Consider the following 23,629-nt stretch of genomic DNA (forward strand, 5'->3'; position numbering starts at 1 on the left):
GGGGTTCGAATCCCTCTACCTCCTCCATTTATTTTTAAAACATAATATCGTCGCGGGGTGGAGCAGTACGGTAGCTCGTCGGGCTCATAATCCGAAGGTCGCAGGTTCAAATCCTGTCCCCGCAACCAATGGTCCCGTGGTGTAGTGGTTAACATGCCTGCCTGTCACGCAGGAGATCGCCGGTTCGACCCCGGTCGGGACCGCCATTTTATGTTGGCTCGGTAGCTCAGTCGGTAGAGCAGAGGACTGAAAATCCTCGTGTCGGCGGTTCGATTCCGTCCCGAGCCACCATTTTTTTGTTTTTTTTTTATGCCGGCTTAGCTCAATTGGTAGAGCAACTGACTTGTAATCAGTAGGTTGGGGGTTCAAGTCCTCTAGCCGGCACCATTTAGGGGCATAGTTTAAAGGTAGAACTGAGGTCTCCAAAACCTCCAGTGTGGGTTCAATTCCTACTGCCCCTGTAAAGTATATGGGCCTATAGCTCAGCTGGTTAGAGCGCACGCCTGATAAGCGTGAGGTCGATGGTTCGAGTCCATTTAGGCCCACCATATATATTCCGCAGTAGCTCAGTGGTAGAGCTATCGGCTGTTAACCGATCGGTCGTAGGTTCGAGTCCTACCTGCGGAGCCATGGCCCGTTGGTCAAGTGGTTAAGACACCGCCCTTTCACGGCGGTAACACGGGTTCGAATCCCGTACGGGTCATAAAAAAAGAGTCAGCATATTGCTGACTCTTTTTTATTATGTATAAGCCTCTTTTTATCACCTTATTTTCCTGAAATAAATAAAGGGATTTAGGAAAAGCTATGGTATGTATTAAAAGGAGGAGATGAAAAATGACGCAAGTTAGAGAACTTATGAGTACTCATATCGTACATTGTACACCATTAGACAATGTATATGAGGCAGCTGTAAAAATGAAGGAAGAATCGGTTGGATTGATTCCTGTTATTGAAAATAAACAAGTTGTTGGGCTTGTTACTGATCGAGACTTAGTTGTTCGTGGGATTGCTGAAAAACATCCTGGATCTAATCAAATTACAAATGTAATGACAACAAACATTGTTTCAGTTTCTCCAGACGATTCTATTGAAAAAGCTACAGAATTAATGGCACAATATCAAATTAGACGGTTACCGGTTGTTGAGAGCGGTCAACTTGTTGGGATGCTAGCACTAGGTGATTTAGCTATAAGAAAATCAGCAGATGATCAAGCAGGGTTTGCTTTAAGTGAAATCTCAGAGCATATGGAATAAATTATGTATAAAGATCAGATACATTATTCTAGTATATACGGATTAAACTAATATGTTAGCGTGATGTATCTGAGACATTATATAATAAGTATAGAGTCAATATTTTTGACAGTTTTTTTAAATTTGTCATTCCTAATTTTTAATAAGAGAAAAAATGATATACTGAGAGATATAAGTGTTATTATAGATTTTGAATATAACAATATTCGTTGTTAATGATGTAATAATGAATTAATATTTCCTACGTAGATAAAGTGAAACTTTAATTATTGGGGGGTGTCCATCCCCCAATAATTATTAGTTGAACCAATCGGGCTTTTATGGGCAGTTTTATCTCCCACCTAACTTCCTCGCATTCGCAGAATTTTGAGGTGGGAGTCTTACTGCCCGCAAATAGCGGGATAAAAAGGGAAGGGGAATTATATGAGGGCTGTACAGGGCGATCCAAATTGGAATTTGGTTACAGATACATATATAGAACCAAATAATTTCGCTGAGTTATTTTCTTTGCTTGTACCTTGTCATCCAAAAGGTGAAGGGAAAGAGCGAACTATATTAGTATGGAAAGAAAAAGAATTTTATAAAGAAGAAAATTTAGCGCCATTTATCGTATATGGCATGAATAAAGTAAAGAATTTACCGCAGTTTCATAAAGATGAAATTCCAACTCTAGTACGTATTCTTCGTTTATGTCAAGAGATTGGTTGGTATGAAGAGGCAAATGCTTTTATGATAACCCAAGGGCTAGATGAATTTGTCCGAACTTCATTGGAGTATGAAACATGGGATCTTTTGACGAAAGCAGTTGCTTTAAACTATTTAATTATTAAATATCGTATTGGTGAATTAACAGCTGAGGATGTAGAAATTTGGGATCGAGTTAAATTTAGTGAGAAATGTATAACAGATTGCAAACATCTATTATCTCATAAAGAAGTATTGGAATTTACATTCTTTTATATGTGTAAGCGAGCGAAAACACTGTCAAAAGAGAAATTAAATAGTGATATGATGAGTCTGGCAATGTATTGTAATACTTTTGTGTATGATTTATATACACATGACTTATTACGAAAGTATCGTAAGTGTACAGACTTCCTATCATATTATGGACCTAGTCAAGCAGTTTTAGCTTGTCAAAGAGCTGTACTTTCACAAATTTCCGATCGATTAGACCCTTTAAAGACAACTCATGTAGATGATTATTTATATGTGATGAAAGAAATGATGGAGCATATGACGATAGGGGTAATGGATCGGTATGGTCATTTTATTGGAAAGCTACTATCATATGTACCATTTTTCGAAATGATCCAAGTTCCACAGCATGCATATTATTGTGAAGAATTACTTTATATTTGTAAGGGAATTGAATACAAAGAAGAAATACTACGCAATTATATATTTATACAATTACATGATTGTTTACCATCATTCTTTAAACTATTTCTTAAAAATAAGCGTTATGCAACGATTCATGATATTCTTTTCTATTGGTGCGACGATGAACAAAGAATGAGCTTAGAGAAAAAATATAATCTTAGTTTCATTTATGAAAAATATGCTTGTGGATAAACCATATTTTACATATTAAAAATTAATATAAATTAAAAAGGATCTCAAGTTTATGTGAGATCCTTTTTTTGTTAGTAAAGCAAGGAGAAAGTAACTAAGATAAGAAATAACATTCCATAAAGGAGAAATTGTGCAGTATAACTTCCTTGTATACCAAAAAAAGTATTCATTTTTTCATATAAATTCAATATATATTTCATTGGATTATCTTTGAAAGATTGGTACACAGTGTCTCCTCTTTCTAAGCTTCTTGTTCATGTTTTTGGTTATTAGGAACATGAACGTATCTAGCTATGAATAATAAAACACCTATAAAGAATACAGGAAGTACGGTAGATAAATAAAAACCATTACTAATTATATTTGTTATAAGAGCACTTAAAAGAAAAATTACATTATAAATATGGGCAATTTTTTGTTTTAGCCGCATTTGTAATGCTTCCATAATGATTTCTAAAGCAACAAAAGCAATAATAATAGATAAAAATACAGTGTTCGTATTATAAATGATTAAACAACAGATTAAACCTAAAAAGGCCAGGTATTCAATAAAGAGAGGTATATTGCGTGGCATATAATTTACCTAACTAAATATGGCAGTGGGTTTACTGCATTTGTTTTTTCAAAATTCCATTCCCCATTATGTAATTCAAAATGGAGATGTTGCCCGTATGAATGACCTGTGTTTCCCATATGACCTACTAATTGTCCAGTTTGTACTTGATCACCAGCTTGTACAGTGCGATCCTTCATATGAGCATAAACTGTTGTATATAATTTCCCATTTATTTGATGGGCGATGAACACGACATTGCCGTAGCTAGCCGAATAATAAGATTTCACAACCTTACCTGCAGCAGCAGCTTGAATAGAGACATTTCCTTGTGCTGCTATATCTATACCATAATGCATTTGCTCCCAGCGCATATCAAAAGTGGAGCTGATTTTCCCTTGAGTAGGGAATTTGAAAACTGCTGGAATTGATGCAGGTTGAGCTGTTTTAGCTTGTGCTTGATTTTGATTTTGCACTACATAGTGTTTTGCTACATATCCGTATCCTGTGCCAAAACGAATTTTATACCAAGTACCTACCGTTTCTACTACTTGTACTTGTGTACCATTTTGTAATGAGCCAAGTAGAGTGCCACTTGTGCTAGCATTGCTACGTACATTTAATTTTGGTGTTGCAACAGTATAAGAAGGAGAACCTTGTACTGTTACACCTTTTACTAGAGGTGTGGATCCATTAGATACAAATGTTTTTTGTACGTAACCAATTTGACCGTTATGTAATATTTTGTACCAATCTCCTTGTTCACCTTGAATGGTAATGAATTGACCATTTGGTAATATATCTAGAATAGAAGACTCTGTATTAGGTTCAGAACGAACGTTTAATGCGTTTGCATTTACGATATATTGAGACTTTGGTTGAACATTTTTTTTGAATAGAATTGCATCTTTTTTCATATAGCCTGTTTTGTTGTTAACAGATACTTTATACCAATCTTGAACTGTTTCAAGAATAGTAACCGGGCTATTAAATCGAATGGTATCAACTATTGCACTGTCTGTATGGCTATTTTGATGTAGTGCAACGTTGTCAATTTTTACATATCCAGTTTTTACTGTAGATGGTTGCTTAGCAGCCGCTGTTTGTATATCGGATTCTCCCATAGAAGGAAGTAAAGAAGCAATTGCGATAGTAGTTGCTGTTAAAGCTGTGGCTTTCATATTCATGTAATAAAGACCTCCTCTAGTTGTATAGTTGTAATTTTATTATAGTATAAAGATATAATATATTGGTCGTATTCACATAAATGTAATATGAAATCAATAAAAATAATGTCAGAAGAGAGATTCGTATATAAATATTGTATATATCATTTGTGAGGTCGCATTTATATTTGTTTAACATGTTAAGAATTGATTCTTAATTAAGAAAATTAAAACAGTTGATGATGTCTTATGGCGATGTTATACTGACAGTGATAATTTTATAGTTTGCTAGGAGGGCTGGTGTTGCCAGCTGAGAGTAGGGCCATAAGCCTTTGATCCTTTTTATTACCTGATCTAGATTATGCTAGCGTAGGGAAGCAATTCGGACATTAACAATGAGTCCCCGTTTCTTTGCGTATAGAAACGGGGCTTTTTTATTTGAAAATTTCATATTAACACCACTAGGGGTGCTTTTCGTGCTGAGAGAGGAATAATCCTTAACCCTTACAACACCTGATCTAGATAATACTAGCGAAGGGAAGTGGAACAACGAATAAATTATAATTTTATTTGCTGTAACCACTTCTTATATACAGAAGTGGTTTTTTTATTGAGATAAATAGATATATAGGAAGGGGAATTATTAATGAAATTTTGTGAAAGATTATTTGATACGGTGCAGCCTGTTTGGGAGAAAAGTCATAATCATCCGTTTGTAGTAGGTATGGGGGATGGTACGTTGGAAAAAGACAAATTCCAGTACTATATTATTCAAGATTATTTATATTTGTTAGATTATGCAAAGCTATATGCAATTGGGGTTGTAAAGGCAACGAATCCACAAGTTATGGCAAAATTTGCAGAGCAAATTGATGGGATTTTAAATGGAGAAATGACGATCCATAAACAGTATGCAAACAAACTTGGCATTACTGTAGAGGAGATAGAATCTGCGAAACCATCTGCTAAAAATTTAGCCTATACAAATTACATGATGTCTGTATCTCAAAATGGCACACTTGCAGAATTAATATCAGCTTTACTTCCATGTATGTGGAGCTATTGGGAGATTGGAAAGCGTTTAAATGATATTCCTGGAGCAAGCGATCATGAGTTCTTTGGAGAGTGGATTCAAGGATATAGTTCTGAAGAATACGGTAACCTTTGTATTTGGTTAATAGATTTATTAAATGAAATGGCAGTTGGAAAGTCAGAGAAAGAGCTAGACCGATTAGAGGAGATTTTCTTATATTCCAGCCGATTTGAATATTTATTCTGGGATATGGCTTATCGTAAGGAGATGTGGGGTTTTGAGGAGCAAGAACATACTACAGTTTCATAATGTTTCCTTTCATTATGATGAGAAACCAATCATCAATGAATTAAATGCTTCTATACAAGATAAAGAGTTTGTAAGTATTATCGGGCCGAGTGGATGTGGGAAAAGTACTTTATTTCGCCTTATTACAGGCTTAGAAGAGGCAAGTACTGGACAGATAGAGCTGACAAAAACAAAGAGTCATCCTGTAGGGTATATGCCCCAAAAAGATATGCTCTTGCCGTGGAGGACGATTATTGAGAATGCTGCCCTGCCGCTAGAGTGCCAAGGTGTGCAAAAGAAAGAAGCGCAAGTAAAAGTGAAAGAACTGTTACATAAATTTGGTTTACAAGGGTACGAGAAAAAATATCCGAAAGATTTATCTGGTGGTATGAGGCAACGCGTATCTTTTATCCGAACTTTATTAACAGGCGGGGAGATATTATTGTTAGATGAACCGTTTAGCGCATTGGACGCTTTAACGAAGGCATCTTTGCAAGAATGGTTGTTTGAACAATGGAAAGAGTGGGAAAAAACAATTTTATTTATCACTCATGATGTTGAAGAAGCATTGTTTCTTTCTAATCGAATTTTGGTTGTAGAAAATCAACCGATAGCAACTTTAACTGAGCGAATTGTGCCGCTTGATCGTAACCGAACAAGAAAAGATTTATATAAGCCTGAAGTGTTAGCGCTTAAAGAAGAGCTCCTTAGTATGTTACAAAGGCAGGTACTCGTATGATGAATCGCTTGAAGGAGTTATTACCTGCCCTAATATTAAGTGGAATTTTACTTGCTCTGTGGGAAGTAGGAGCAAGAATTGTAGATGAAATGTACATTTTGCCATCACCTTCTGCAATTGTAATGAAGATATGGGCGCTGAAAGATATATTATTTACGGTTCATTTACCTGCAACGTTGTACGTCGTTTTAATAGGCGTTGTTATTTCTATCGTACTGGGCGTAGGGCTAGCAATGTTAATGAATGCGAGTACGTGGATGGAAAGAGCATTTTATCCGTTATTAGTTGCTTCACAAACAATCCCGATTACTGCGCTTGCGCCGCTCTTCGTTTTATGGTTTGGATATACCATCTGGAGTAAGGTTGTTGTTACCGTTTTAATTACGTTTTTCCCAATTGCGGTCAATACGTATGATGGACTGCGCAGTACGAAAAAAGAATGGGAGGAGCTATTAGTTACATATGGTGCAACGAAAAAAGATATTTTTCTAAAGCTAAAGTTGCCATCTGCTCTTCCTTACTTTTTCTCAGCGTTAAAAATTGCAGTTCCGCTTAGTGTGATTGGTGCAGCAATTGGAGAATGGCTCGGTGCACAAGCTGGGCTTGGATATTTCAGTAAAAGAATGATGACGCAGTTAGACGGAGCTGGTGTATTTGCACCCATTGTATTGTTATCATTATTAGCTATTTTCTTCGTCATACTTATTTCCATATTGGAAAAGAAATTTATTAGTTGGAGGAAACATTCATGAAATTATTAAAACGCATCTTTGTGTTTACATTATTAGTTGCAATGATTGCAGGATGTTCGAGTAACTCGGCATCAGATAAGAATAAATCAGAAAAAGAAATAACAGTAATGCTTGATTGGTACCCGAATGCGGTACATAGCTTTATTTATACGGCAATTGAAAAAGGATACTTTAAAGAAGAAGGAGTCAAGGTGAATATTAAATTCCCTTCTAATCCGACTGATCCATTAACGCTAGCGGCAGCAGGGAAAGTGACAGTTGGTTTGTATTATCAACCAGATGTTGTCATGGCAAAAGCAAATGAACAAATTCCAGTGAAATCAATTGGAGCTGTCGTACGTTCACCGTTAAATCATGTTGTATCACTGAAGTCAGCAGGCATTCAATCGCCAAAAGATTTAGAGGGGAAAACAGTTGGATATTCTGGAACACCTTTAAGTGAGATGTATTTAAAAACGATGGTAAAAGAAGCTGGTGGTAATCCAGATACAGTGAAAGTAGTCGATGTTGGCTTTGATTTAGTACCAGCATTAATTACGAAAAAAGTGGATGCGGTAACAGGGGCATACATTAACCATGAAGTACCTGTTATGCGTCATGAAGGTCATGAACCAGCATACTTTAATCCAGCAGATTATGGTGTACCGAACTATCATGAGCTTGTGTTTGTAACGGGTGATAAAACGTTGAAAAAAGATAAAGAAGCATTGCAAGCCTTTTTACGTGGGGCACAAAAAGGGTATGACTTTATGAAGAAAAAACCCGATGAAGCATTAAATATTTTATTAGATCATCAAGAAAAAGAAAACTTCCCGCTTGTACCAGAAGTTGAAAAAGAAAGTATGAAAATTTTATTAGAGAAGATGGAAACGAAAGATGAGCCATTCTTATCGGATTCAAAAGAGTCATGGGAGAAACAAAACAAATGGTTGAAAGACAAAGGAATGACGAAAGAAATCGTTCCAGCCGATGAATTATTTGAAAACATTTTAAAGTAGGCGAATGAATATGAAAAATGAGCTCCATGTAATCTCAAATGGCCATATGCCATTCGAAGAGTTAGTGAATGTAGCGATGCAAATTGAGAGTGAGATCGATTATTTGCATATTCGTGAGCGTGAGAAAAGTACGAAGGAATTGTATGAAGGTGTGGAAAGTCTTTTGGGGAAAGGCTTTCCAGCATCGAAGATAGTGATAAATGATCGAATTGATATTGCTATTCTATTAAATATTCCGCGTGTTCAGCTAGGATATCGAAGCGCAGATGTAAGGTTAGTAAAAGAAAAGTTTTCTTATTTGCATGTCGGTTATTCAGTACATTCGCTAGATGAAGCGATAGTAGCATTTAAAAATGGGGCAGATTCACTCGTTTATGGTCATGTATTTCCGACAGATTGTAAAAAAGGTGTGCCAGCGAGAGGATTAGAAGAAATTGCTCATATGGCAAGTTGTTTATCCATACCAATAACTGCAATTGGTGGGATTACCCCTGAAAATACAGGTGATGTTCTTGCAAATGGTGTAAGTGGCATTGCTGTTATGTCCGGGATTATAAGCAGTAGTAATCCGTATAGCAAGGCGAAATCTTATAAGGAATCAATAAGAAAGTGGGCGGAAAAACATGTGTAAGAAGTATGATGTAGCGATTATTGGCGGAGGTGTAATTGGTAGTTCAGTTGCACACTTTCTAGCAGAAAGAGGGCATAAAGTAGCGATTGTAGAGAAGCAAAGAATCGCATCTGAAGCTTCGAAAGCAGCTGCTGGTTTGCTCGGTGTTCAGGCAGAATGGGATGCATATGATCCGTTGTTTGAGCTTGCTAGAGAAAGCCGTGCTATATTTCCACAACTTGCAGCAGTTTTACGTGAAAAAACAGGCATCGATATTGGGTATGAAGAAAAGGGCATTTATCGCATCGCTCAAAATGAAGATGAGAAGAAAAGAATTCTTCATATTATGGATTGGCAGCAGAAAACAGGTGAAGATTCCCGATTTCTAACGGGGGACCATTTACGGGAAAAAGAGCCGTTTCTTTCCGAGTCAATTATAGGGGCGGTATATTATCCGAAAGATGGTCAAGTTATTGCACCAGAGCTTACGAAAGCATTCGCACATTCTGCAGCAATTTCCGGTGCTGATATATATGAACAAACAGAAGTGTTTGATATTCGTATTGAAAATAATAAAGTGACTGGAATTGTTACGAGTGAAGGTGTAATCACATGTGAAAAAGTCGTTATCGCTGGAGGCTCATGGAGTACGAAATTACTACATTATTTCCATAGTGATTGGGGCACGTATCCTGTGAAGGGTGAAGTTGTTGCAGTAAGAAGCAAGAAACAGCTCTTGAAAGCTCCTATTTTCCAAGAACGTTTTTATATTACACCGAAACGTGGTGGCCGTTACGTAATTGGGGCAACAATGAAGCCTCATACGTTTAATAAGTCTGTACAACCAGAAAGTATTACTTCCATATTAGAGCGTGCCTACACAATATTGCCTGCTTTAAAAGAAGCAGAATGGGAAAGTACGTGGGCTGGGTTAAGACCGCAGTCTAATAATGAAGCTCCTTATATGGGAGAGCATGAAGAAATAAAAGGTTTATATGCTTGTACGGGCCATTATCGAAACGGCATTTTATTAAGTCCTGTTTCTGGTCAGTATATGGCTGATTTAATAGAAGGAAAGCAGGAGAATCACTTGCTAGATTCATTGCTTTCTAAAACGGTTTAGAAAGGGGATGGAAGTTTGAATTTAAAAATTAATGGTAACCAAATTGAAGTACCAGAGAGTATAAAAACAGTAGCTGGGCTACTTACACATTTAGAGTTAGATAACAGAATTGTTGTAGTAGAACGTAATAAAGATATTTTACAAAAAGATGATCATAACGATACATCTGTTTTTGATGGGGACCAAATTGAGATTGTAACTTTCGTAGGAGGCGGTTGATTATGTTAAACATTGGACAATTTTCATTTCATTCTAGACTTTTATTAGGAACAGGGAAATTCCCTGATTTTGATGTGCAGCAAAAGGCAATTAATGTTTCTGAGGCTGAGATTTTAACATTCGCAGTACGTCGTATGGATATATTTGATGCGAAGCAGCCTAATTTATTAGAGAAACTTGATGTGAAAAAATATACGTTATTACCGAATACAGCAGGAGCAAAAAATGCTGAAGAAGCTGTTCGTATTGCAAAATTAGCAAAAGCTTCTGGACTTTGTGACATGATAAAAGTAGAAGTTATTGGTGATGATAGAACGTTATTACCTGATCCAGTAGAAACGTTAAAGGCATCTGAAATGTTACTAGAAGAAGGATTTATCGTTCTTCCTTACACATCTGATGATGTTGTATTAGCACGCAAACTACAAGAACTTGGCGTGCATGCGATTATGCCAGGAGCATCACCCATCGGATCAGGACTTGGTATTGTAAATCCATTAAATTTAAGCTTTATTATTGAACAAGCGACAGTACCAGTTATCGTTGACGCAGGTATTGGTAGCCCAGCTGATGCGGCATTTGCGATGGAATTAGGAGCGGATGGTGTGTTATTGAATACAGCTGTGTCGGGAGCAAAAGATCCTATTAAGATGGCACAAGCAATGAAATTAAGTATTGAGGCAGGTCGTTTAGGGTTTGAAGCAGGTCGTATTGCACGCAAGCGCTGCGCGACAGCAAGTAGTCCTTTAGAAGGAATGAGCGTAGTTGAATAATCGATATTCTCGCCAAGAACTATTTTCTCCAATTGGGGAAGAAGGGCAACAAAAGCTAGGAGAAAAGCATATACTTATTATCGGTGCAGGTGCATTAGGTAGTGCAAATGCAGAGATGTTTGTAAGGGCAGGCGTTGGTAAGGTAACAATTGTTGACCGCGATTATGTAGATTGGAGTAATTTGCAAAGACAACAATTGTATGCAGAGAGTGATGTAGAGAATAATCTTCCGAAGGCTGTAGCGGCAAAAAAACGTCTAGAAGAGGTTAATAGTGAAGTAAGAGTAGAAGCTCTCGTTCAGGATGTAACGGCTGAAGAGTTAGAAGAACTCGTTACAAATGTTGATGTAATCATCGATGCGACTGACAATTTCGAAACACGTTTCATCGTGAATGATATATCGCAAAAATATTCTATTCCATGGGTTTATGGGGCATGTGTAGGAAGTTACGGTCTTTCTTATACTATTCTTCCAGGAAAAACGCCATGTTTATCTTGTTTATTACAATCGATTCCACTTGGCGGAGCGACATGTGATACGGCGGGTATTATATCACCTGCTGTATCTCTTGTCGTTTCTCATCAAGTAACGGAAACACTTAAACTGTTAGTAGAAGATTATGACTCGCTTCGAGATGGGCTTGTATCATTTGATGTATGGAAAAATGAATATTCATGTATGAATGTGCGAAAGCTTCGTAAACATAATTGTCTATCGTGTGGTGAACAAGCAGTATATCCATATTTAAATAAGGAAAACACTTCAAAAACAGCAGTGTTATGCGGGAGAAATACAGTTCAAATTAGACCACCTTATAAAGAGGAAATGGATTTTGAACAATATAAAAAATTGTTGAATGATCGTGTGACTGATTTAAATGTAAATCCATATTTATTATCATTTTCGGTTGAAGAAAAGAGATTAGTTGCTTTTAAAGATGGCCGTGTCCTTGTACATGGAACGAAAGATATAAGTGAAGCGAAAACAATTTATCATCGCTATTTTGGGTAGAAAAGGATGAGTGGAATGAAAGTGAATAAAGCTTTAACGATTGCAGGATCTGATAGCGGAGGCGGCGCTGGAATTCAAGCAGATTTAAAAACTTTCCAAGAGCTTGGTGTGTACGGAATGACGGCTATTACAGCAATTACTGCTCAAAATACGCTTGGCGTTCAAGGGGTATATCCTGTTTCTTTAGAAGGGATTACGGAGCAGCTGCATTCAATTGGTACGGATTTAACGCCAGATGCTGTAAAACTGGGAATGTTATTTAGTAGTGAAATTATTCAAATTGTGGCAGAGCATATTAAGAAATTTGGCTGGAATAATATTGTGCTAGATCCTGTTATGATTGCTAAAGGCGGTGCGTCATTATTACAACAAGAAGCAGTACAAGCATTAAAAGAATATTTATTGCCAGTAGCAACTGTTGTCACACCGAATGTTCCTGAAGCAGAAGTGTTAACTGGAATGGAGATTCATAATGTAGAAGATAGTAAGGAAGCTGCAAAAGTATTGCATGAATCAGGGGCTAAATATGTGCTTATGAAGGGCGGACATGCAGAATATCAAGGTAATGAAGTAATTGATTTACTCTTTGATGGTGAGCAGTTTATTGAATTTAGAAGTGAACGAATTCCTTCGAAGCAAACGCACGGAAGTGGGTGTACATTTGCTTCAGCGGTTACAGCAGGACTTGCGAAAGGCTACTTGATGGAAGAGGCAGTTCAAGAAGCAAAACGATTTATTAGTATAGCAATTGAAGAGCCATTGAATATTGGAAGTGGTCATGGGCCGACGAATCATTTTGCATATAAATTGAATAAGACGCATGTATAAAGATACGAGAAGCCAGTTTGTTAACTGGCTTTTTTTGTGTTTACTTTTTCAAAATACAGGAGTAATATATCAGCCAGAATACATTTTTTGTAATACGCTGAGTCCAAATGTATGGAGCGGAGGAACCAATTTGTGCGTCGTCACTAGGGGTGAATCTTTCAATGTTGAAAGTAGGGCTACTCTCAAAGTCCGAATCCGACAGCTAACTTCGTAAGCGTCTTGAGAGAGGACGGTGCCATGATGGATACATCACTTCATCGGTCTGATTAGTATAGGAGAATATCAATCTATGTTTGAGTTCTTTTATGCTAAGGAGGATGAGGTACATGGAACTAACACTTATTTGTGTTGGAGAAAAAAACAAGGTAAAGAGTTTAAGAGAGCTAGTAGCATTTCAGCATGAGTTAATTATTTTTACAGCCAATGAAGAGATAGCGGATGAAGTTAGAGAGTATGGGTTTGAATCAGCTTATAGCTGTAATAAGGAGAAGGATTTTACTAGTATTAGCACACGTATTAAGAAGGTGATTTTACTAGGGGATGAGCTTCCGATAGTTAGTTTCTTCACAGAACACATTCGTTTTTCTTTTCAAGCGCCTATTACTGTTGTTACAAAGAATAAACGCTATCCGGCCAGGCTCTATGAAACAATTGGAGCTAAATTTGTAGTGTTTACGAACTGTGATAATATTTCTTTTTTATTTTTTGAATAGGGCGGGGGAAATGAAGATGAAAGTGTTGTTACTAGGAGATATAGCGAATCGTTGGGCGATATCGGTAGAGAGAGTTCACGAATTGGTAGTGCTCGATCCTCTTTTTCCAGGTCCATATATTATATTACCATCAAAAGATGTTTTGTATTTAGAGGCGGATATTACCGAATATGAGCAGTTACATGCGGAATTATCACAAGTTTATATTCGAGGGAGAAATTTGCGTGCTTTTTTGCGTGGAGAATAAAGGTTGAATGAAAAAAGAGCGAATGCTGAGTGCAACAAGCCATGCACTTCATGTAATTCGCTCTTTTTATTTCGTATTTAAAAGATCATTTCTGTGAAAAAGAAAGGAAAGACGAGAAAACAGATGAAAAAATATTAATAACAACTAATGTAAACGCTTAAATAGATGGATATTTTCTTATTTTCAGTAATTTACCCCTTTACAAGTTAAATATAGAGGAGTATATTTACTCTCATAAATCATTCATTAAATTTCCAAAAAAAACCTAAAATCGCTGAGTTCCAGAAATGGAGCGGGGGAACCAATTTTGTGCATTGTCACTTGGGGTGAATCTTTCAATTTTGAAAGTAGGGCTACTCTTTAGGCCCGAATCCGACAGCTAACCTCGTAAGCGTTTAGAGAGGAGGTTTACTTTGTGTTGTTCGTTTCGAACACTAAGTAGAGCTTAGTGTTCTTTTTTTGATAACTAGATGGTAAATTTTAACAAAAAGCGAGGGGTAGTTATGTTAGATGTTGTAATGATCGGTATTTTTGTTGGGTTAGTCGCATCGATGGCAAGTCTTGCAAGTTGGTCAGATAAAGTTGTGAAAGAAGGGAAGCAATCATGATGATTGTCTTATCGGTTATTGTTGCAGCGATTACGGTGTACTTAGTGTACGCATTATTAAATCCAGAAAAGTTTTAATTAGGGGGAATCATTCATTATGATTTGGGTTGCAGTCGTTATTACAATGCTCTTGTTTATTCTAGTAGCAAAGCCAACGGGGATTTATTTAGAAAAAGCTTTTCAAGGTAGCAAAACGCTAGATAAAGTATTCGGGCCTTTTGAAAAACTTATTTTTAAAATTACGGGTGTAAAAGAATACAATCAAACGTGGAAACAGTACGCATTATCACTCGTTTTACTCAACGGATTTATGATTGTTGTTGTATATTTCATTTTCAGATTACAAGGTGTGCTGCCGCTAAATCCAGCGCATATCGAGGGAATGGAGCCTACGCTTGCTTTTAATACAGCAATTAGTTTTATGGCTGATACAAATTTACAGCATTATAGCGGTGAAAATGGTTTGTCTTATTTATCACAATTAATCGGGATTACATTTTTAATGTTTGCAGCACCAGCAACGACGTTAGCGCTCGTTATGGCATTTATAAGAGGACTCGCTGGAAAAGAACTTGGTAACTTTTTCGTTGATTTTACGAGAGCTTTAACGAGAGTATTTCTTCCTATTGCGTTTGTTGCAGCGCTAATCTTTGTCGCACTTGGTGTACCACAAACGTTAGACGGGGCAGTTACAGCACAAACAATCGATGGGGCAAAGCAAAGTATATTACGTGGGCCTGTTGCATCATTCGTGTCCATTAAGGAACTCGGAAATAACGGCGGTGGATTTTTCGGAGCAAACTCTACACATCCTTTCGAAAATCCAGGGCAAATGAGTAATATTTTGCAAATGATGCTTATGATGTTATTGCCAACAGCACTTCCATTTACGTACGGACGAATGGTAGGAAATAAAAAACAAGGTCGTATCCTTTTCGTTTCACTATTCATGGTGTTTTTACTCGGATTTATAACGATTACTACATCTGAATTAAATGGTAATCCGGCATTAAATGGAATGGGTATCGAACATGTACAAGGAAGTACAGAAGGAAAAGAAGTGCGATTTGGAACAGTATTTTCTTCACTATACGCAACAGTAACGACAGCTGCTGAAACAGGGGCCGTTAATACGATGCATGATACGTTAACACCAATTGGTGGTCTAGTTCCACTCGTAAATATGATGTTAAATACAGTATACGGCGGTGTTGGAGCAGGTTTTGTGAACATTATTATGTATGCAATTATTGCAGTCTTTATATCTGGGTTAATGGTTGGACGGACACCGGAGTTTTTAGGTAAGAAAATTGAAGGTAAGGAAATGAAATTGATTGCGGTAACGATTTTATTTCATCCATTGCTTATTTTAGGGTTTTCAGCATTAGCTCTTTCAACAAGCTTAGGAACGGATGCAATTTCTCATTCAGGTTTCCACGGTTTAACGCAAGTTGTATATGAGTACACATCGTCAGCTGCGAATAACGGATCTGGATTTGAAGGTTTAGCAGACAATACACCGTTTTGGAATATTACGACTGGTTTAGTTATGTTTTTAGGACGCTATTTCAGTTTAATTACGATGCTAGCTGTTGCAGCTTCACTGAAAGAGAAGACGGTAGTACCAGAAACAGTCGGGACATTCCGTACGGATAATGGTTTATTTGGAGGGATCTTTATCGGAACAATTGTAATTGTTGGTGCGTTAACATTCTTCCCGATGTTAGTACTTGGCCCAATTGCAGAATTTCTTACATTGAAGTAATGGAGGGTAAATGATGAGACCGGTAGTAGTAAAAGAAAAAAGAGTAAATGAATCACAAATACATGCTGTAGAAGATGAGGTTAGACAAGCAAAAACGATGGATCGTGATATCGTGACACATGCAATGAAACAATCCTTTGCGAAATTGAATCCGAAAGTAATGATAAAGAATCCGATTATGTTCGTTGTGGAAATTGGATTTATCATTACGTTAATTTTATCCTTTCTTCCAAGTAGTTCTAGTAGTGTACCAGGGTGGTTTAATATAACAGTTTCTCTCATTCTATTATTTACAGTTTTATTTGCTAACTTTGCAGAAGCTTTAGCTGAAGGGCGTGGTAAAGCGCAAGCCGATTCTTTAAAACAATCGAAGAAAGATGTGTTTGCAAATGTTGTAAAAGAAAATGGAGATATTGTTCAAGTTTCAGCAACTGATCTGAGAAAAGGTGACGTTGTTATTGTAAAACAAGGAGAAATGATTCCAAATGATGGTGAAGTGATTAAAGGTTTAGCGTCTGTCGATGAATCTGCAATTACAGGGGAATCAGCTCCTGTAATAAAAGAGGCGGGTGGCGATTTTTGTTCAGTGACAGGCGGTACGATGGTCGTAAGTGATGAGATTACGATTGTAATTACGAGTAATCCTGGCGAATCATTTATTGATAAAATGATTTCTTTAGTAGAAGGAGCTGCGCGTCAAAAAACGCCGAATGAAATTGCCTTAAATACAGTATTAACGAGTTTAACTCTAATTTTCTTAATCGTCGTTGTGACGTTGCCGATTTTTACAAACTATTTAGGGTTTCAAATTGATACAGCTGTACTTGTAGCATTGTTAGTTTGTTTAATTCCAACGACAATTGGTGGGTTATTATCAGCAATTGGTATTGCTGGGATGGACCGCGTAACAAAGTTTAATGTATTAGCGATGTCAGGGAAAGCAGTAGAAGCTGCGGGTGATATTAATACAATTATTTTAGATAAAACAGGTACGATTACTTTCGGGAACCGGATGGCACATACACTGCTACCAGTAGGAAATGAAACGATTGAGCAAGTAGGAAAATGGGCTGCGATTAGCTCAGTTTTAGATGAAACACCAGAAGGTCGATCTGTTATAGAATATGTACAAACGAAATCTATATCATATAATAGAGAAATTGCAGAACAAGGTGAATTTGTTCCATTTAAAGCAGAAACAAGAATGAGCGGTGTTGATTTACAGGATGGAACGAAAGTGAGAAAAGGTGCTGTCGGTGCCGTTATTGAATGGGTTCAATCACAAGGCGGAACGATTCCGAAAGATGTGAATCAAAAAGCAGATTTAATTTCAAAAGAAGGCGGAACACCACTTTTAGTTGCAGTGGATGATCGTATTTACGGTTTAATTTATTTAAAGGATACAGTAAAACCTGGTATGCGTGAGCGTTTTGAACAATTGCGCCAAATGGGGATTAAAACGGTTATGTGTACAGGGGATAACCCATTAACAGCAGCAACAATTGCAAAAGAAGCAGGGGTAGATGAATTCGTTGCTGAGTGTAAACCAGAAGATAAAATTGCAGTTATTAAAGCAGAGCAAGATAAAGGGAAACTTGTAGCGATGACAGGTGATGGTACAAATGATGCTCCGGCATTAGCACAGGCTGACGTTGGATTAGCAATGAATAGTGGGACGACAGCTGCGAAAGAAGCAGCAAATATGATTGATTTAGATTCGAATCCAACGAAAATTATTGAGGTTGTAGGAATCGGTAAGCAATTGTTAATGACACGTGGTGCGTTAACGACGTTTAGTATTGCGAACGATATTGCAAAATACTTTGCAATCATTCCAGCAATGTTTACACTTGCGATTCCGCAAATGGAAGCATTAAACATTATGAAATTAACATCACCGCTTTCAGCAATCTTATCAGCATTAATATTTAATGCGGTTATTATTCCGTTACTTATTCCTCTAGCGATGAAAGGTATCGCATATAAACCGATGAGTTCGAATGCACTACTTAGCCGAAACTTACTCATTTATGGGCTTGGTGGAGTTATCGTTCCATTCATTGGAATTAAAGTAATTGATATGATTGTCGGCTTGTTCATATAAGGAAGAGGGGAAAAAAAGATGGCGAAAAAACAAAGTATACTTTCACCAATTATTCGTATTACTTTTACATTTCTAGTTTTGTGCGGCCTCGTATACCCGCTTATTGTAACTGGTATTGCGCAAGCGGTAATGAAGGATAATGCGGATGGAAGTCTTATATATAATGATAAAGATGAAGTAGTTGGTTCAAAATTAATCGGTCAAAATTTCACAGATCCACGTTATTTTCATGGACGTGTCTCTAGTATAGAATATAAAGCAGAAGCATCTGGTTCAAATAACTATGCACCGTCTAATCCAGATTTAGCAAAACGAGTTGAGAAAAGTATTGATGACTGGAAGAAACAAAACCGGGCCGTTCCAGTTACAGAAGTACCGATAGATTTAGTGACGAATTCAGGTTCAGGGCTTGATCCTGACATTAGTCCGAAGGCGGCTTCCGTACAGGTAGATCGCATCTCAAAATTAACGAATATTCCGAAAGAAAAGCTAGATCAATTGATTAAGGATCAAACAGAAGGAGCTGCACTTGGTTTATTTGGAGAGGATCGTGTAAACGTCTTAAAGCTAAATTTAGAATTGCAGAAATTAATGAAATAGTAACAGTGCTACCTCAATCTAATGGATTGAGGTAGCGTTGTTTCGAAAGAAAGGTTGTGAGTGTTTTGTATGCGGATGACTATAAACCGACGTTTCAAAGGCGAACGCCAGAAGAGTATTTAGAATATATTCGGCAGCAAAATCGCGGAAAGCTAAAGCTATACGTAGGGGCTGCACCTGGAGTTGGGAAAAGTTATAAAATGCTATTTGATGCAAGAGAGATGAAAAAAGACGGTATTGATATTGTAGTTGGTTTAATTGAAACACACGGTAGAAAAGAGACGGAAGAAGCAATTGCTGATTTAGAAAAAGTTTCTTTAAAAGAAATAGATTATAAAGGGAAAGTATTTTATGAACTTGATGTAGAAGGAATTATAAAGCGGGCACCACAAATTGTTGTTGTGGATGAACTTGCGCATAGTAATATTCCCGGGTCGAAAAATAAGAAACGTTACATGGATGTGCAGGAATTGTTAGATGCCGGTATATCTGTATTATCAGCGTTTAATATTCAACATTTAGAAAGCGTTCATGATATTGTAGCTCAAATTACGAATGTCAAAGTACGAGAGCGTATTCCAGACTTTATTTTACAAAAAGCAAATGAAATTCAGCTTGTTGATGCAACACCTGAGGTACTCCGGAAGAGATTAATAGATGGAAAGATATATAAGGAAGAAAAAATAGAGCAAAGCTTACAAAACTTCTTTACGATAAATAATTTAGGGGCATTAAGAGAGTTATCACTTCGAGAAGTTGCAGATGATATGGATGAGAAAATTAGCCAAACAGTAATAGAACCGATAGGTGTGAAAGAAAAAATTCTCGTTTGTGTACAATACAGTTCAACAGCAGAGAAATTAATACGGAGAGGTTGGCGCATGGCTGATCGGCTAAATGCTGAATTGTATGTGTTAAACGTTGAAAGAGAAAATATAGATTCTATTTCAGCAGGCAAAAAGCAAACGATTGAAGAATGGAAATCGCTAACGAATCAATTTGATGCGAGCTTTGTATTAGAAGAAGCAAAGGGAAGAAAGCCCGCTGATGTTATTATTGAAGTTGCAAAAAGACTACAGGTGACACAAGTTTTACTCGGGCAATCGGCGAGAACACGGTGGGAAGAAATACGAAAAGGTTCTATTGTAAATGAAATTATGAGACAAACGAAGTATATTGATATTCATATCGTTGCTGATCAAAGAGCTTAAGAGACCATCTATAGGTCTCTTAAGCTCTTTGTGCAGCATGGGAATGTAGCATTTTCATTGCGTGTAAAACTATAAGTAGAAATATAATTGCCCCTAGGAAGAAAATCCAAAAGTAATTTTGATTAAATAAAAGAAACCCACCTACAATAGGCCCTGTACCCATACCAAGATAGCGAATGAAGTTGTACATACCGATGGCAGTTGCGCGTTCTTGTACGAATTCTTCCGTTAATAAAGTAGTGTGAGTCGGCATAGAAAGTCCCATACTAAAACCGTATAAAGAGGTAACGATAATTACGGATGGGATATTGATGCTATATGTGAAAGAGAATAAAGTGACACATATAATGTTGAAGAAACTAGTGATGAATAAAGCCTGCTTTGTTGTGAAATGTTTTTGCAAAAATTTGTAGCAATAGCTTCCTAACATAAGAGAAAGGGACATCGGTACAAACATAAGACCAACTTCGCTTGCGCTTAGATGAAATATATTTGTTAATATGCTAGGTAAAAAAACGAGGAAACAGAAATATATACAAAATTGAATAAAGCCAATAAGTGTAATGGAAAATCCAGTTTTATTTTTTAAGATAAGCCAGTAATTCTTTTTTGCTTTAGGTTTCTCAATTACATTTGGTTTTGTTTCTGGAAGTAGTGAAATGTTTATAATTAATAAGATGATGCCAATTGTAGATAAAAAAAGAAATACAGATAAGTGGCCATTTATACTGCCGAGATAGCCACCTATGAGAGGACCGATTGCAGGTGCGAGAGCAAGTAACATTTGATAAAGGCTCATCGCTTCTCCGCGTTCTTTTCCTTCAAATAAATCACCGATAATCGTTGCTGCAACTACAGGTATAGCCGCTATTCCTATAGCTTGAACAGCTCTAAAAAATAGAAATAAGTAAATATTTGGTGAGAAAGCACAACCAATTGAGCCGATTGTACTAATGATTAAACTAGGGATAAGGACAGATTTTCTTCCCTTTGTATCAATTAAAGGTCCGTATATGAGCTGCATAACCGCAAGAACGAATGTGAAAAGTGAAACTGTTAAATTTACAAGATAAAGAGAAGTATGAAACGAATTTTGAATCATCGGTAAGATCGGTGTGTAAATATTTTGAGAGAAGGAACCGAGTAAGGCACTCGTACAGACAACATATAAAATGAAATTCAGTTTGGTTTTTTCCATAATGCTAACCTCCTTGTTATTTAGTTTCCTTGGAAACTAAATTCATTTTAACATGATTTTCTCACTTGTAAAGATGGGGAAATGATTTTAAAATGGTATATAGTTAAATTGTTTCTTTGGAAACTTAGGAGGCGGACGGATTGGAACGTACAGCGAAACAAATGGAAATACTTTCGGATATTCGTACACTTTTTCATAAAAAAGAAGAGCAGTTGAAAGGAAATAATGATAAGTTTCTTCGTGAGACAGGTGTAAGCGGTATGTCTTTATCTGAGTTACATGTTATCGAGTGTATCGGAAAAAATGGTCTGATGAATGTAACTGCTATTGCAACAGAAATGGGAATGACGAAAGGCGCAATCTCTAAAATTTGTACAAAGTTGTTTCAAAAGCAATTCGTTGAGAAAATGCAAATGTTAGATAATCAAAAAGAAATTTTCTTCCGCTTAACGGAAAGAGGAAATGAAATATATAAAGCTCATGAAAAATTGCATAAACAAGCTGAAGAAAAGTGGCTGTTACTTTTAGATGGATATACGAAAGAAGAGCAAGATTTTATTCAAAGGTTTATAAAGGATGTCTCTGGTCATTTGGAAATATAATTGGAAGAAAAAACCCCTCCATTTCAAGCCTTTTCAATATAATTTCTGAAAGAACTCATATATAATAGAAAAAGATACTTAACATAGTGAATAATTAAAGAGTCAATATATATAAAGAGGAGAGAATAACATGCTTGAAAATACGGGTTTAGTATTAGAAGGCGGAGGTATGCGTGGTGTATATACGGGCGGGATATTAGAATATTTTATGGAACAAGATTTATATTTTCCATATGTAATTGGTGTATCAGCTGGTGCTTGTCATGCAGCGTCGTATCTTTCCAGACAAAGAAATAGAAATAAAACAGTAAATATTGATTATGCATCACATCCGCAGTATTTATCGTATAAAAACTTGTGGAAAAAACGTCAGCTATTTGATATGGAATTCATTTTTCATGAAATTCCAGAAAAGTATGTACCGTTTGATTTTGAAACATACTTTAATAGTCCAGAGCGTTTCCTTGTAGGAACAACTGATTGTGAAACAGGACAGTCTGTTTATTTTGAAAAAGAGGGAACGAATGATGATGCACTAAATTTATTGCAAGCATCTAGTTCATTACCTTTCATTGCACCGGCAGTAAACTACCGAGGTAAGCAATTGTTAGATGGCGGGATTTCAGATCCGATTCCAGTTCGTAAAGCACAGGAAGATGGATTTAAAAAATCAGTCGTTATTTTGACGAGAAATCATGGTTACGCGAAGAAAAAATCAAAATTTGGTTGGATTGCAGCAAAGGCTTATAAAAAGTATCCAAACCTTGTAAATACGATGCTGAATCGTTATGAAGTGTATAATGAAACACTTCACTACATTGAAAAAGAAGAGCAAGCTGGTAATTTATTTGTTATTCGCCCAGAAGTGCCGCTTCAAGTAGATCGTATGGAAAAGGATACGGCTAAATTACAAAGTTTATATGAGCAAGGCTATGAAGATGCAAAGAGACAATTTGCAGATTTACAGGCGTTTTTGCAAAAATAATAATTAGGCTGTGGAGAAGGAGTTCTCTGCAGCCTTTTTTATTATTGGTTTCAATATCGAATGTTGGTTATATACATTTTGGGATTGTGGTATAATATGGATAAAAGTATGTAGAGAGGTGATACATATGGAAAATGTATATAAAGGGCTTAGACATACTGGATTTACAATGTTGCTTATTTTTGGTGGCGTATTTCTACTGCGCTGGTTCATTCATGATGAAATGTTATTAGATCAGCTTATTGGTTTTAGTATAGGCATGGTAATGGTTATTTCATCAGTGTTCATTCAAAAGTATAGTAAAGAATTGCAGGTAAATGAGAAATATTAAAGGTTTCTAACCTCTTTTAAGTAATTTGGTCGTAGAGGAGGCTTTCATATGACTTTTTTATTTGCGATATATTTTGTTTTTATTATGACATTGTTAATTACATTTCTTCTTTCTAAAAGATCATTTGAGAAGCCTTTTATTAAATATATACCAGCGTTCATATTGTTTATTTTGGCTTTCATTTCTTCTATTATTTTTATATTTAATAACGGAATGGGAGAGCTTATGATAGCAATCTTCTTAGGTGTTACAGCAATAGCGAACGGTCTTTTGCTTTTTGCGTTGAAAGTAGTTCGTGTGATTGTTGCAAAAGGAAAGTAGCGCATCGGAATTCGATGCGCTA

At 36.5% G+C, this 23,629-nt stretch carries 27 protein-coding genes, 8 tRNA genes and 4 riboswitches; of the genes, 32 read left to right on the forward strand and 3 right to left on the reverse strand.

Translation table 11 applies throughout. From position 1 onward, the window contains the following. Positions 1-51 precede the first annotated feature (51 nt). From AC1DS7_RS04310 to AC1DS7_RS04355, 10 genes are all read left to right on the forward strand, one after another. Positions 52-128 (forward strand) — tRNA-Met (locus AC1DS7_RS04310). A 2-nt stretch (positions 129-130) separates the two neighbouring features. Next, positions 131-206, forward strand: a tRNA-Asp gene (locus tag AC1DS7_RS04315). A gap of 9 nt (positions 207-215) precedes the next feature. After that, positions 216-291, forward strand: a tRNA-Phe gene (locus AC1DS7_RS04320). Positions 292-311: 20 nt separating this feature from the next. Further along, positions 312-387, forward strand: a tRNA-Thr gene (locus tag AC1DS7_RS04325). 3 nt (positions 388-390) lie between these two features. Beyond that, positions 391-461, forward strand: a tRNA-Trp gene (locus tag AC1DS7_RS04330). A 10-nt stretch (positions 462-471) separates the two neighbouring features. Further along, positions 472-548 (forward strand) — tRNA-Ile (locus AC1DS7_RS04335). A gap of 7 nt (positions 549-555) precedes the next feature. Further along, positions 556-630, forward strand: a tRNA-Asn gene (locus AC1DS7_RS04340). A gap of 1 nt (position 631) precedes the next feature. Further along, positions 632-703, forward strand: a tRNA-Glu gene (locus AC1DS7_RS04345). A gap of 131 nt (positions 704-834) precedes the next feature. Further along, complete coding sequence (locus tag AC1DS7_RS04350) at positions 835-1,254, forward strand: CBS domain-containing protein (RefSeq protein ID WP_002010634.1); 420 nt, start codon at positions 835-837, stop codon at positions 1,252-1,254. A 423-nt stretch (positions 1,255-1,677) separates the two neighbouring features. Further along, complete coding sequence (locus tag AC1DS7_RS04355) at positions 1,678-2,829, forward strand: DUF3965 domain-containing protein (RefSeq protein WP_002188350.1); 1,152 nt, start codon at positions 1,678-1,680, stop codon at positions 2,827-2,829. A 241-nt stretch (positions 2,830-3,070) separates the two neighbouring features. Here AC1DS7_RS04355 and AC1DS7_RS04360 read toward each other — a convergent pair whose 3' ends face one another. Then, the gene (locus AC1DS7_RS04360) at positions 3,071-3,403 is read right to left on the reverse strand and encodes a hypothetical protein (RefSeq protein ID WP_002010638.1); all 333 of its coding nucleotides are present in this window, start codon (positions 3,401-3,403) and stop codon (positions 3,071-3,073) included. Positions 3,404-3,408: 5 nt separating this feature from the next. Beyond that, positions 3,409-4,569: an SH3 domain-containing protein gene (locus tag AC1DS7_RS04365; RefSeq protein ID WP_002029853.1), complete on the reverse strand. Its 1,161-nt coding sequence runs from the start codon at positions 4,567-4,569 to the stop codon at positions 3,409-3,411. Between the two features lie 259 nt (positions 4,570-4,828). Further along, positions 4,829-4,941: riboswitch (TPP riboswitch) on the forward strand. A 60-nt stretch (positions 4,942-5,001) separates the two neighbouring features. After that, a riboswitch (TPP riboswitch) is annotated at positions 5,002-5,105 on the forward strand. A gap of 89 nt (positions 5,106-5,194) precedes the next feature. On the opposite strand from AC1DS7_RS04365, the gene tenA reads away from it, so the two are divergent. From tenA to kdpDN, 18 genes are all read left to right on the forward strand, one after another. Next, positions 5,195-5,890 carry a thiaminase II gene (gene tenA, locus AC1DS7_RS04370; RefSeq protein WP_061675219.1) on the forward strand — a complete coding sequence of 232 codons (696 nt, stop codon included), beginning with the start codon at positions 5,195-5,197 and terminating at the stop codon, positions 5,888-5,890. Continuing rightward, positions 5,859-6,608, forward strand: a complete 750-nt coding sequence (locus AC1DS7_RS04375; RefSeq protein WP_215588731.1) for an ABC transporter ATP-binding protein — start codon at positions 5,859-5,861, stop codon at positions 6,606-6,608. The genes tenA and AC1DS7_RS04375 overlap by 32 nt, the downstream gene beginning before the upstream one ends. Continuing rightward, positions 6,608-7,360: an ABC transporter permease gene (locus AC1DS7_RS04380; RefSeq protein ID WP_033708337.1), complete on the forward strand. Its 753-nt coding sequence runs from the start codon at positions 6,608-6,610 to the stop codon at positions 7,358-7,360. Before AC1DS7_RS04375 ends, AC1DS7_RS04380 begins: the two co-directional genes overlap by 1 nt. Continuing rightward, a complete protein-coding gene (locus AC1DS7_RS04385; RefSeq protein ID WP_002140427.1) occupies positions 7,357-8,358 on the forward strand; it encodes an ABC transporter substrate-binding protein in 1,002 nt (333 codons plus the stop codon). Before AC1DS7_RS04380 ends, AC1DS7_RS04385 begins: the two co-directional genes overlap by 4 nt. A gap of 10 nt (positions 8,359-8,368) precedes the next feature. After that, complete coding sequence (tenI, locus tag AC1DS7_RS04390) at positions 8,369-8,989, forward strand: thiazole tautomerase TenI (RefSeq protein ID WP_016101785.1); 621 nt, start codon at positions 8,369-8,371, stop codon at positions 8,987-8,989. Continuing rightward, positions 8,982-10,091 carry a glycine oxidase ThiO gene (thiO, locus tag AC1DS7_RS04395; protein WP_016101784.1) on the forward strand — a complete coding sequence of 370 codons (1,110 nt, stop codon included), beginning with the start codon at positions 8,982-8,984 and terminating at the stop codon, positions 10,089-10,091. Before tenI ends, thiO begins: the two co-directional genes overlap by 8 nt. A 15-nt stretch (positions 10,092-10,106) precedes the next feature. Then, the gene (gene thiS / locus AC1DS7_RS04400) at positions 10,107-10,310 is read left to right on the forward strand and encodes a sulfur carrier protein ThiS (RefSeq protein ID WP_002010653.1); all 204 of its coding nucleotides are present in this window, start codon (positions 10,107-10,109) and stop codon (positions 10,308-10,310) included. 2 nt (positions 10,311-10,312) lie between these two features. Continuing rightward, a complete protein-coding gene (gene thiG, locus AC1DS7_RS04405) occupies positions 10,313-11,083 on the forward strand; it encodes a thiazole synthase (RefSeq protein WP_016101783.1) in 771 nt (256 codons plus the stop codon). Next, entirely contained in the window at positions 11,076-12,095 is a 1,020-nt protein-coding gene (locus AC1DS7_RS04410; protein ID WP_016101782.1) for a thiazole biosynthesis adenylyltransferase ThiF, read from the forward strand. Before thiG ends, AC1DS7_RS04410 begins: the two co-directional genes overlap by 8 nt. 15 nt (positions 12,096-12,110) lie before the next feature. Beyond that, positions 12,111-12,923 carry a bifunctional hydroxymethylpyrimidine kinase/phosphomethylpyrimidine kinase gene (gene thiD, locus AC1DS7_RS04415; RefSeq protein ID WP_016101781.1) on the forward strand — a complete coding sequence of 271 codons (813 nt, stop codon included), beginning with the start codon at positions 12,111-12,113 and terminating at the stop codon, positions 12,921-12,923. An 85-nt stretch (positions 12,924-13,008) separates the two neighbouring features. After that, positions 13,009-13,156: riboswitch (cyclic di-AMP (ydaO/yuaA leader) on the forward strand. Between the two features lie 93 nt (positions 13,157-13,249). Next, the gene (locus AC1DS7_RS04420) at positions 13,250-13,636 is read left to right on the forward strand and encodes a hypothetical protein (protein ID WP_016101780.1); all 387 of its coding nucleotides are present in this window, start codon (positions 13,250-13,252) and stop codon (positions 13,634-13,636) included. 16 nt (positions 13,637-13,652) lie between these two features. Continuing rightward, positions 13,653-13,883, forward strand: coding sequence for a hypothetical protein (locus tag AC1DS7_RS04425; protein ID WP_016101779.1), 231 nt, complete (start codon positions 13,653-13,655; stop codon positions 13,881-13,883). 262 nt (positions 13,884-14,145) lie between these two features. Continuing rightward, a riboswitch (cyclic di-AMP (ydaO/yuaA leader) is annotated at positions 14,146-14,291 on the forward strand. Between the two features lie 95 nt (positions 14,292-14,386). Continuing rightward, complete coding sequence (locus tag AC1DS7_RS04430) at positions 14,387-14,491, forward strand: SipW-dependent-type signal peptide-containing protein (RefSeq protein ID WP_000887888.1); 105 nt, start codon at positions 14,387-14,389, stop codon at positions 14,489-14,491. After that, the gene (gene kdpF, locus AC1DS7_RS04435; RefSeq protein ID WP_223153441.1) at positions 14,491-14,568 is read left to right on the forward strand and encodes a K(+)-transporting ATPase subunit F; all 78 of its coding nucleotides are present in this window, start codon (positions 14,491-14,493) and stop codon (positions 14,566-14,568) included. Before AC1DS7_RS04430 ends, kdpF begins: the two co-directional genes overlap by 1 nt. 19 nt (positions 14,569-14,587) lie before the next feature. Next, positions 14,588-16,255 carry a potassium-transporting ATPase subunit KdpA gene (gene kdpA, locus AC1DS7_RS04440; RefSeq protein WP_016101778.1) on the forward strand — a complete coding sequence of 556 codons (1,668 nt, stop codon included), beginning with the start codon at positions 14,588-14,590 and terminating at the stop codon, positions 16,253-16,255. A 13-nt stretch (positions 16,256-16,268) separates the two neighbouring features. Next, positions 16,269-18,359, forward strand: a complete 2,091-nt coding sequence (gene kdpB / locus AC1DS7_RS04445) for a potassium-transporting ATPase subunit KdpB (RefSeq protein ID WP_002140441.1) — start codon at positions 16,269-16,271, stop codon at positions 18,357-18,359. Positions 18,360-18,377: 18 nt separating this feature from the next. Beyond that, on the forward strand, positions 18,378-18,959 hold the full coding sequence (gene kdpC / locus AC1DS7_RS04450; RefSeq protein ID WP_016101775.1) for a K(+)-transporting ATPase subunit C: 582 nt from the start codon (positions 18,378-18,380) through the stop codon (positions 18,957-18,959). Between the two features lie 56 nt (positions 18,960-19,015). Further along, positions 19,016-20,170 (forward strand): KdpD-like non-kinase potassium sensor, encoded by a 1,155-nt coding sequence (gene kdpDN / locus AC1DS7_RS04455; RefSeq protein ID WP_154214139.1) that lies wholly within the window; start codon positions 19,016-19,018, stop codon positions 20,168-20,170. Positions 20,171-20,189: 19 nt separating this feature from the next. Here kdpDN and AC1DS7_RS04460 read toward each other — a convergent pair whose 3' ends face one another. Then, on the reverse strand, positions 20,190-21,368 hold the full coding sequence (locus AC1DS7_RS04460) for an MFS transporter (protein WP_476998796.1): 1,179 nt from the start codon (positions 21,366-21,368) through the stop codon (positions 20,190-20,192). A gap of 161 nt (positions 21,369-21,529) precedes the next feature. On the opposite strand from AC1DS7_RS04460, the gene AC1DS7_RS04465 reads away from it, so the two are divergent. From AC1DS7_RS04465 to AC1DS7_RS04480, 4 genes are all read left to right on the forward strand, one after another. Then, positions 21,530-21,970 carry a MarR family transcriptional regulator gene (locus AC1DS7_RS04465; protein ID WP_369811978.1) on the forward strand — a complete coding sequence of 147 codons (441 nt, stop codon included), beginning with the start codon at positions 21,530-21,532 and terminating at the stop codon, positions 21,968-21,970. A gap of 130 nt (positions 21,971-22,100) precedes the next feature. Next, positions 22,101-22,955, forward strand: coding sequence for a patatin-like phospholipase family protein (locus tag AC1DS7_RS04470; RefSeq protein WP_476998797.1), 855 nt, complete (start codon positions 22,101-22,103; stop codon positions 22,953-22,955). Between the two features lie 127 nt (positions 22,956-23,082). Continuing rightward, a complete protein-coding gene (locus AC1DS7_RS04475; protein WP_000432819.1) occupies positions 23,083-23,286 on the forward strand; it encodes a hypothetical protein in 204 nt (67 codons plus the stop codon). 48 nt (positions 23,287-23,334) lie between these two features. After that, positions 23,335-23,607: a hypothetical protein gene (locus AC1DS7_RS04480; RefSeq protein ID WP_016101771.1), complete on the forward strand. Its 273-nt coding sequence runs from the start codon at positions 23,335-23,337 to the stop codon at positions 23,605-23,607. Positions 23,608-23,629 lie beyond the last annotated feature (22 nt).

The sequence above is a fragment of the Bacillus sp. P4_E1 genome, assembly GCF_056401715.1.

What these genes read in the sequence shown, in the direction of transcription:
- kdpC (WP_016101775.1), top strand. Translation starts at nt 18,378, where the DNA reads ATGGCGAAAAAACAAAGTATACTTTCACCAATTATTCGTATTACTTTT.
- AC1DS7_RS04385 (WP_002140427.1), top strand. Translation starts at nt 7,357, where the DNA reads ATGAAATTATTAAAACGCATCTTTGTGTTTACATTATTAGTTGCAATG.
- AC1DS7_RS04480 (WP_016101771.1), top strand. Translation starts at nt 23,335, where the DNA reads ATGACTTTTTTATTTGCGATATATTTTGTTTTTATTATGACATTGTTA.
- AC1DS7_RS04470 (WP_476998797.1), top strand. Translation starts at nt 22,101, where the DNA reads ATGCTTGAAAATACGGGTTTAGTATTAGAAGGCGGAGGTATGCGTGGT.
- AC1DS7_RS04475 (WP_000432819.1), top strand. Translation starts at nt 23,083, where the DNA reads ATGGAAAATGTATATAAAGGGCTTAGACATACTGGATTTACAATGTTG.
- AC1DS7_RS04430 (WP_000887888.1), top strand. Translation starts at nt 14,387, where the DNA reads ATGTTAGATGTTGTAATGATCGGTATTTTTGTTGGGTTAGTCGCATCG.
- AC1DS7_RS04420 (WP_016101780.1), top strand. Translation starts at nt 13,250, where the DNA reads ATGGAACTAACACTTATTTGTGTTGGAGAAAAAAACAAGGTAAAGAGT.
- tenI (WP_016101785.1), top strand. Translation starts at nt 8,369, where the DNA reads ATGAAAAATGAGCTCCATGTAATCTCAAATGGCCATATGCCATTCGAA.
- tenA (WP_061675219.1), top strand. Translation starts at nt 5,195, where the DNA reads ATGAAATTTTGTGAAAGATTATTTGATACGGTGCAGCCTGTTTGGGAG.
- kdpA (WP_016101778.1), top strand. Translation starts at nt 14,588, where the DNA reads ATGATTTGGGTTGCAGTCGTTATTACAATGCTCTTGTTTATTCTAGTA.
- thiG (WP_016101783.1), top strand. Translation starts at nt 10,313, where the DNA reads ATGTTAAACATTGGACAATTTTCATTTCATTCTAGACTTTTATTAGGA.
- kdpF (WP_223153441.1), top strand. Translation starts at nt 14,491, where the DNA reads ATGATTGTCTTATCGGTTATTGTTGCAGCGATTACGGTGTACTTAGTG.
- AC1DS7_RS04350 (WP_002010634.1), top strand. Translation starts at nt 835, where the DNA reads ATGACGCAAGTTAGAGAACTTATGAGTACTCATATCGTACATTGTACA.
- thiO (WP_016101784.1), top strand. Translation starts at nt 8,982, where the DNA reads ATGTGTAAGAAGTATGATGTAGCGATTATTGGCGGAGGTGTAATTGGT.
- AC1DS7_RS04465 (WP_369811978.1), top strand. Translation starts at nt 21,530, where the DNA reads ATGGAAATACTTTCGGATATTCGTACACTTTTTCATAAAAAAGAAGAG.
- AC1DS7_RS04460 (WP_476998796.1), bottom strand. Translation starts at nt 21,368, where the DNA reads ATGGAAAAAACCAAACTGAATTTCATTTTATATGTTGTCTGTACGAGT.
- AC1DS7_RS04425 (WP_016101779.1), top strand. Translation starts at nt 13,653, where the DNA reads ATGAAAGTGTTGTTACTAGGAGATATAGCGAATCGTTGGGCGATATCG.
- AC1DS7_RS04360 (WP_002010638.1), bottom strand. Translation starts at nt 3,403, where the DNA reads ATGCCACGCAATATACCTCTCTTTATTGAATACCTGGCCTTTTTAGGT.
- thiD (WP_016101781.1), top strand. Translation starts at nt 12,111, where the DNA reads ATGAAAGTGAATAAAGCTTTAACGATTGCAGGATCTGATAGCGGAGGC.
- AC1DS7_RS04380 (WP_033708337.1), top strand. Translation starts at nt 6,608, where the DNA reads ATGAATCGCTTGAAGGAGTTATTACCTGCCCTAATATTAAGTGGAATT.
- AC1DS7_RS04365 (WP_002029853.1), bottom strand. Translation starts at nt 4,569, where the DNA reads ATGAATATGAAAGCCACAGCTTTAACAGCAACTACTATCGCAATTGCT.
- kdpB (WP_002140441.1), top strand. Translation starts at nt 16,269, where the DNA reads ATGAGACCGGTAGTAGTAAAAGAAAAAAGAGTAAATGAATCACAAATA.
- AC1DS7_RS04355 (WP_002188350.1), top strand. Translation starts at nt 1,678, where the DNA reads ATGAGGGCTGTACAGGGCGATCCAAATTGGAATTTGGTTACAGATACA.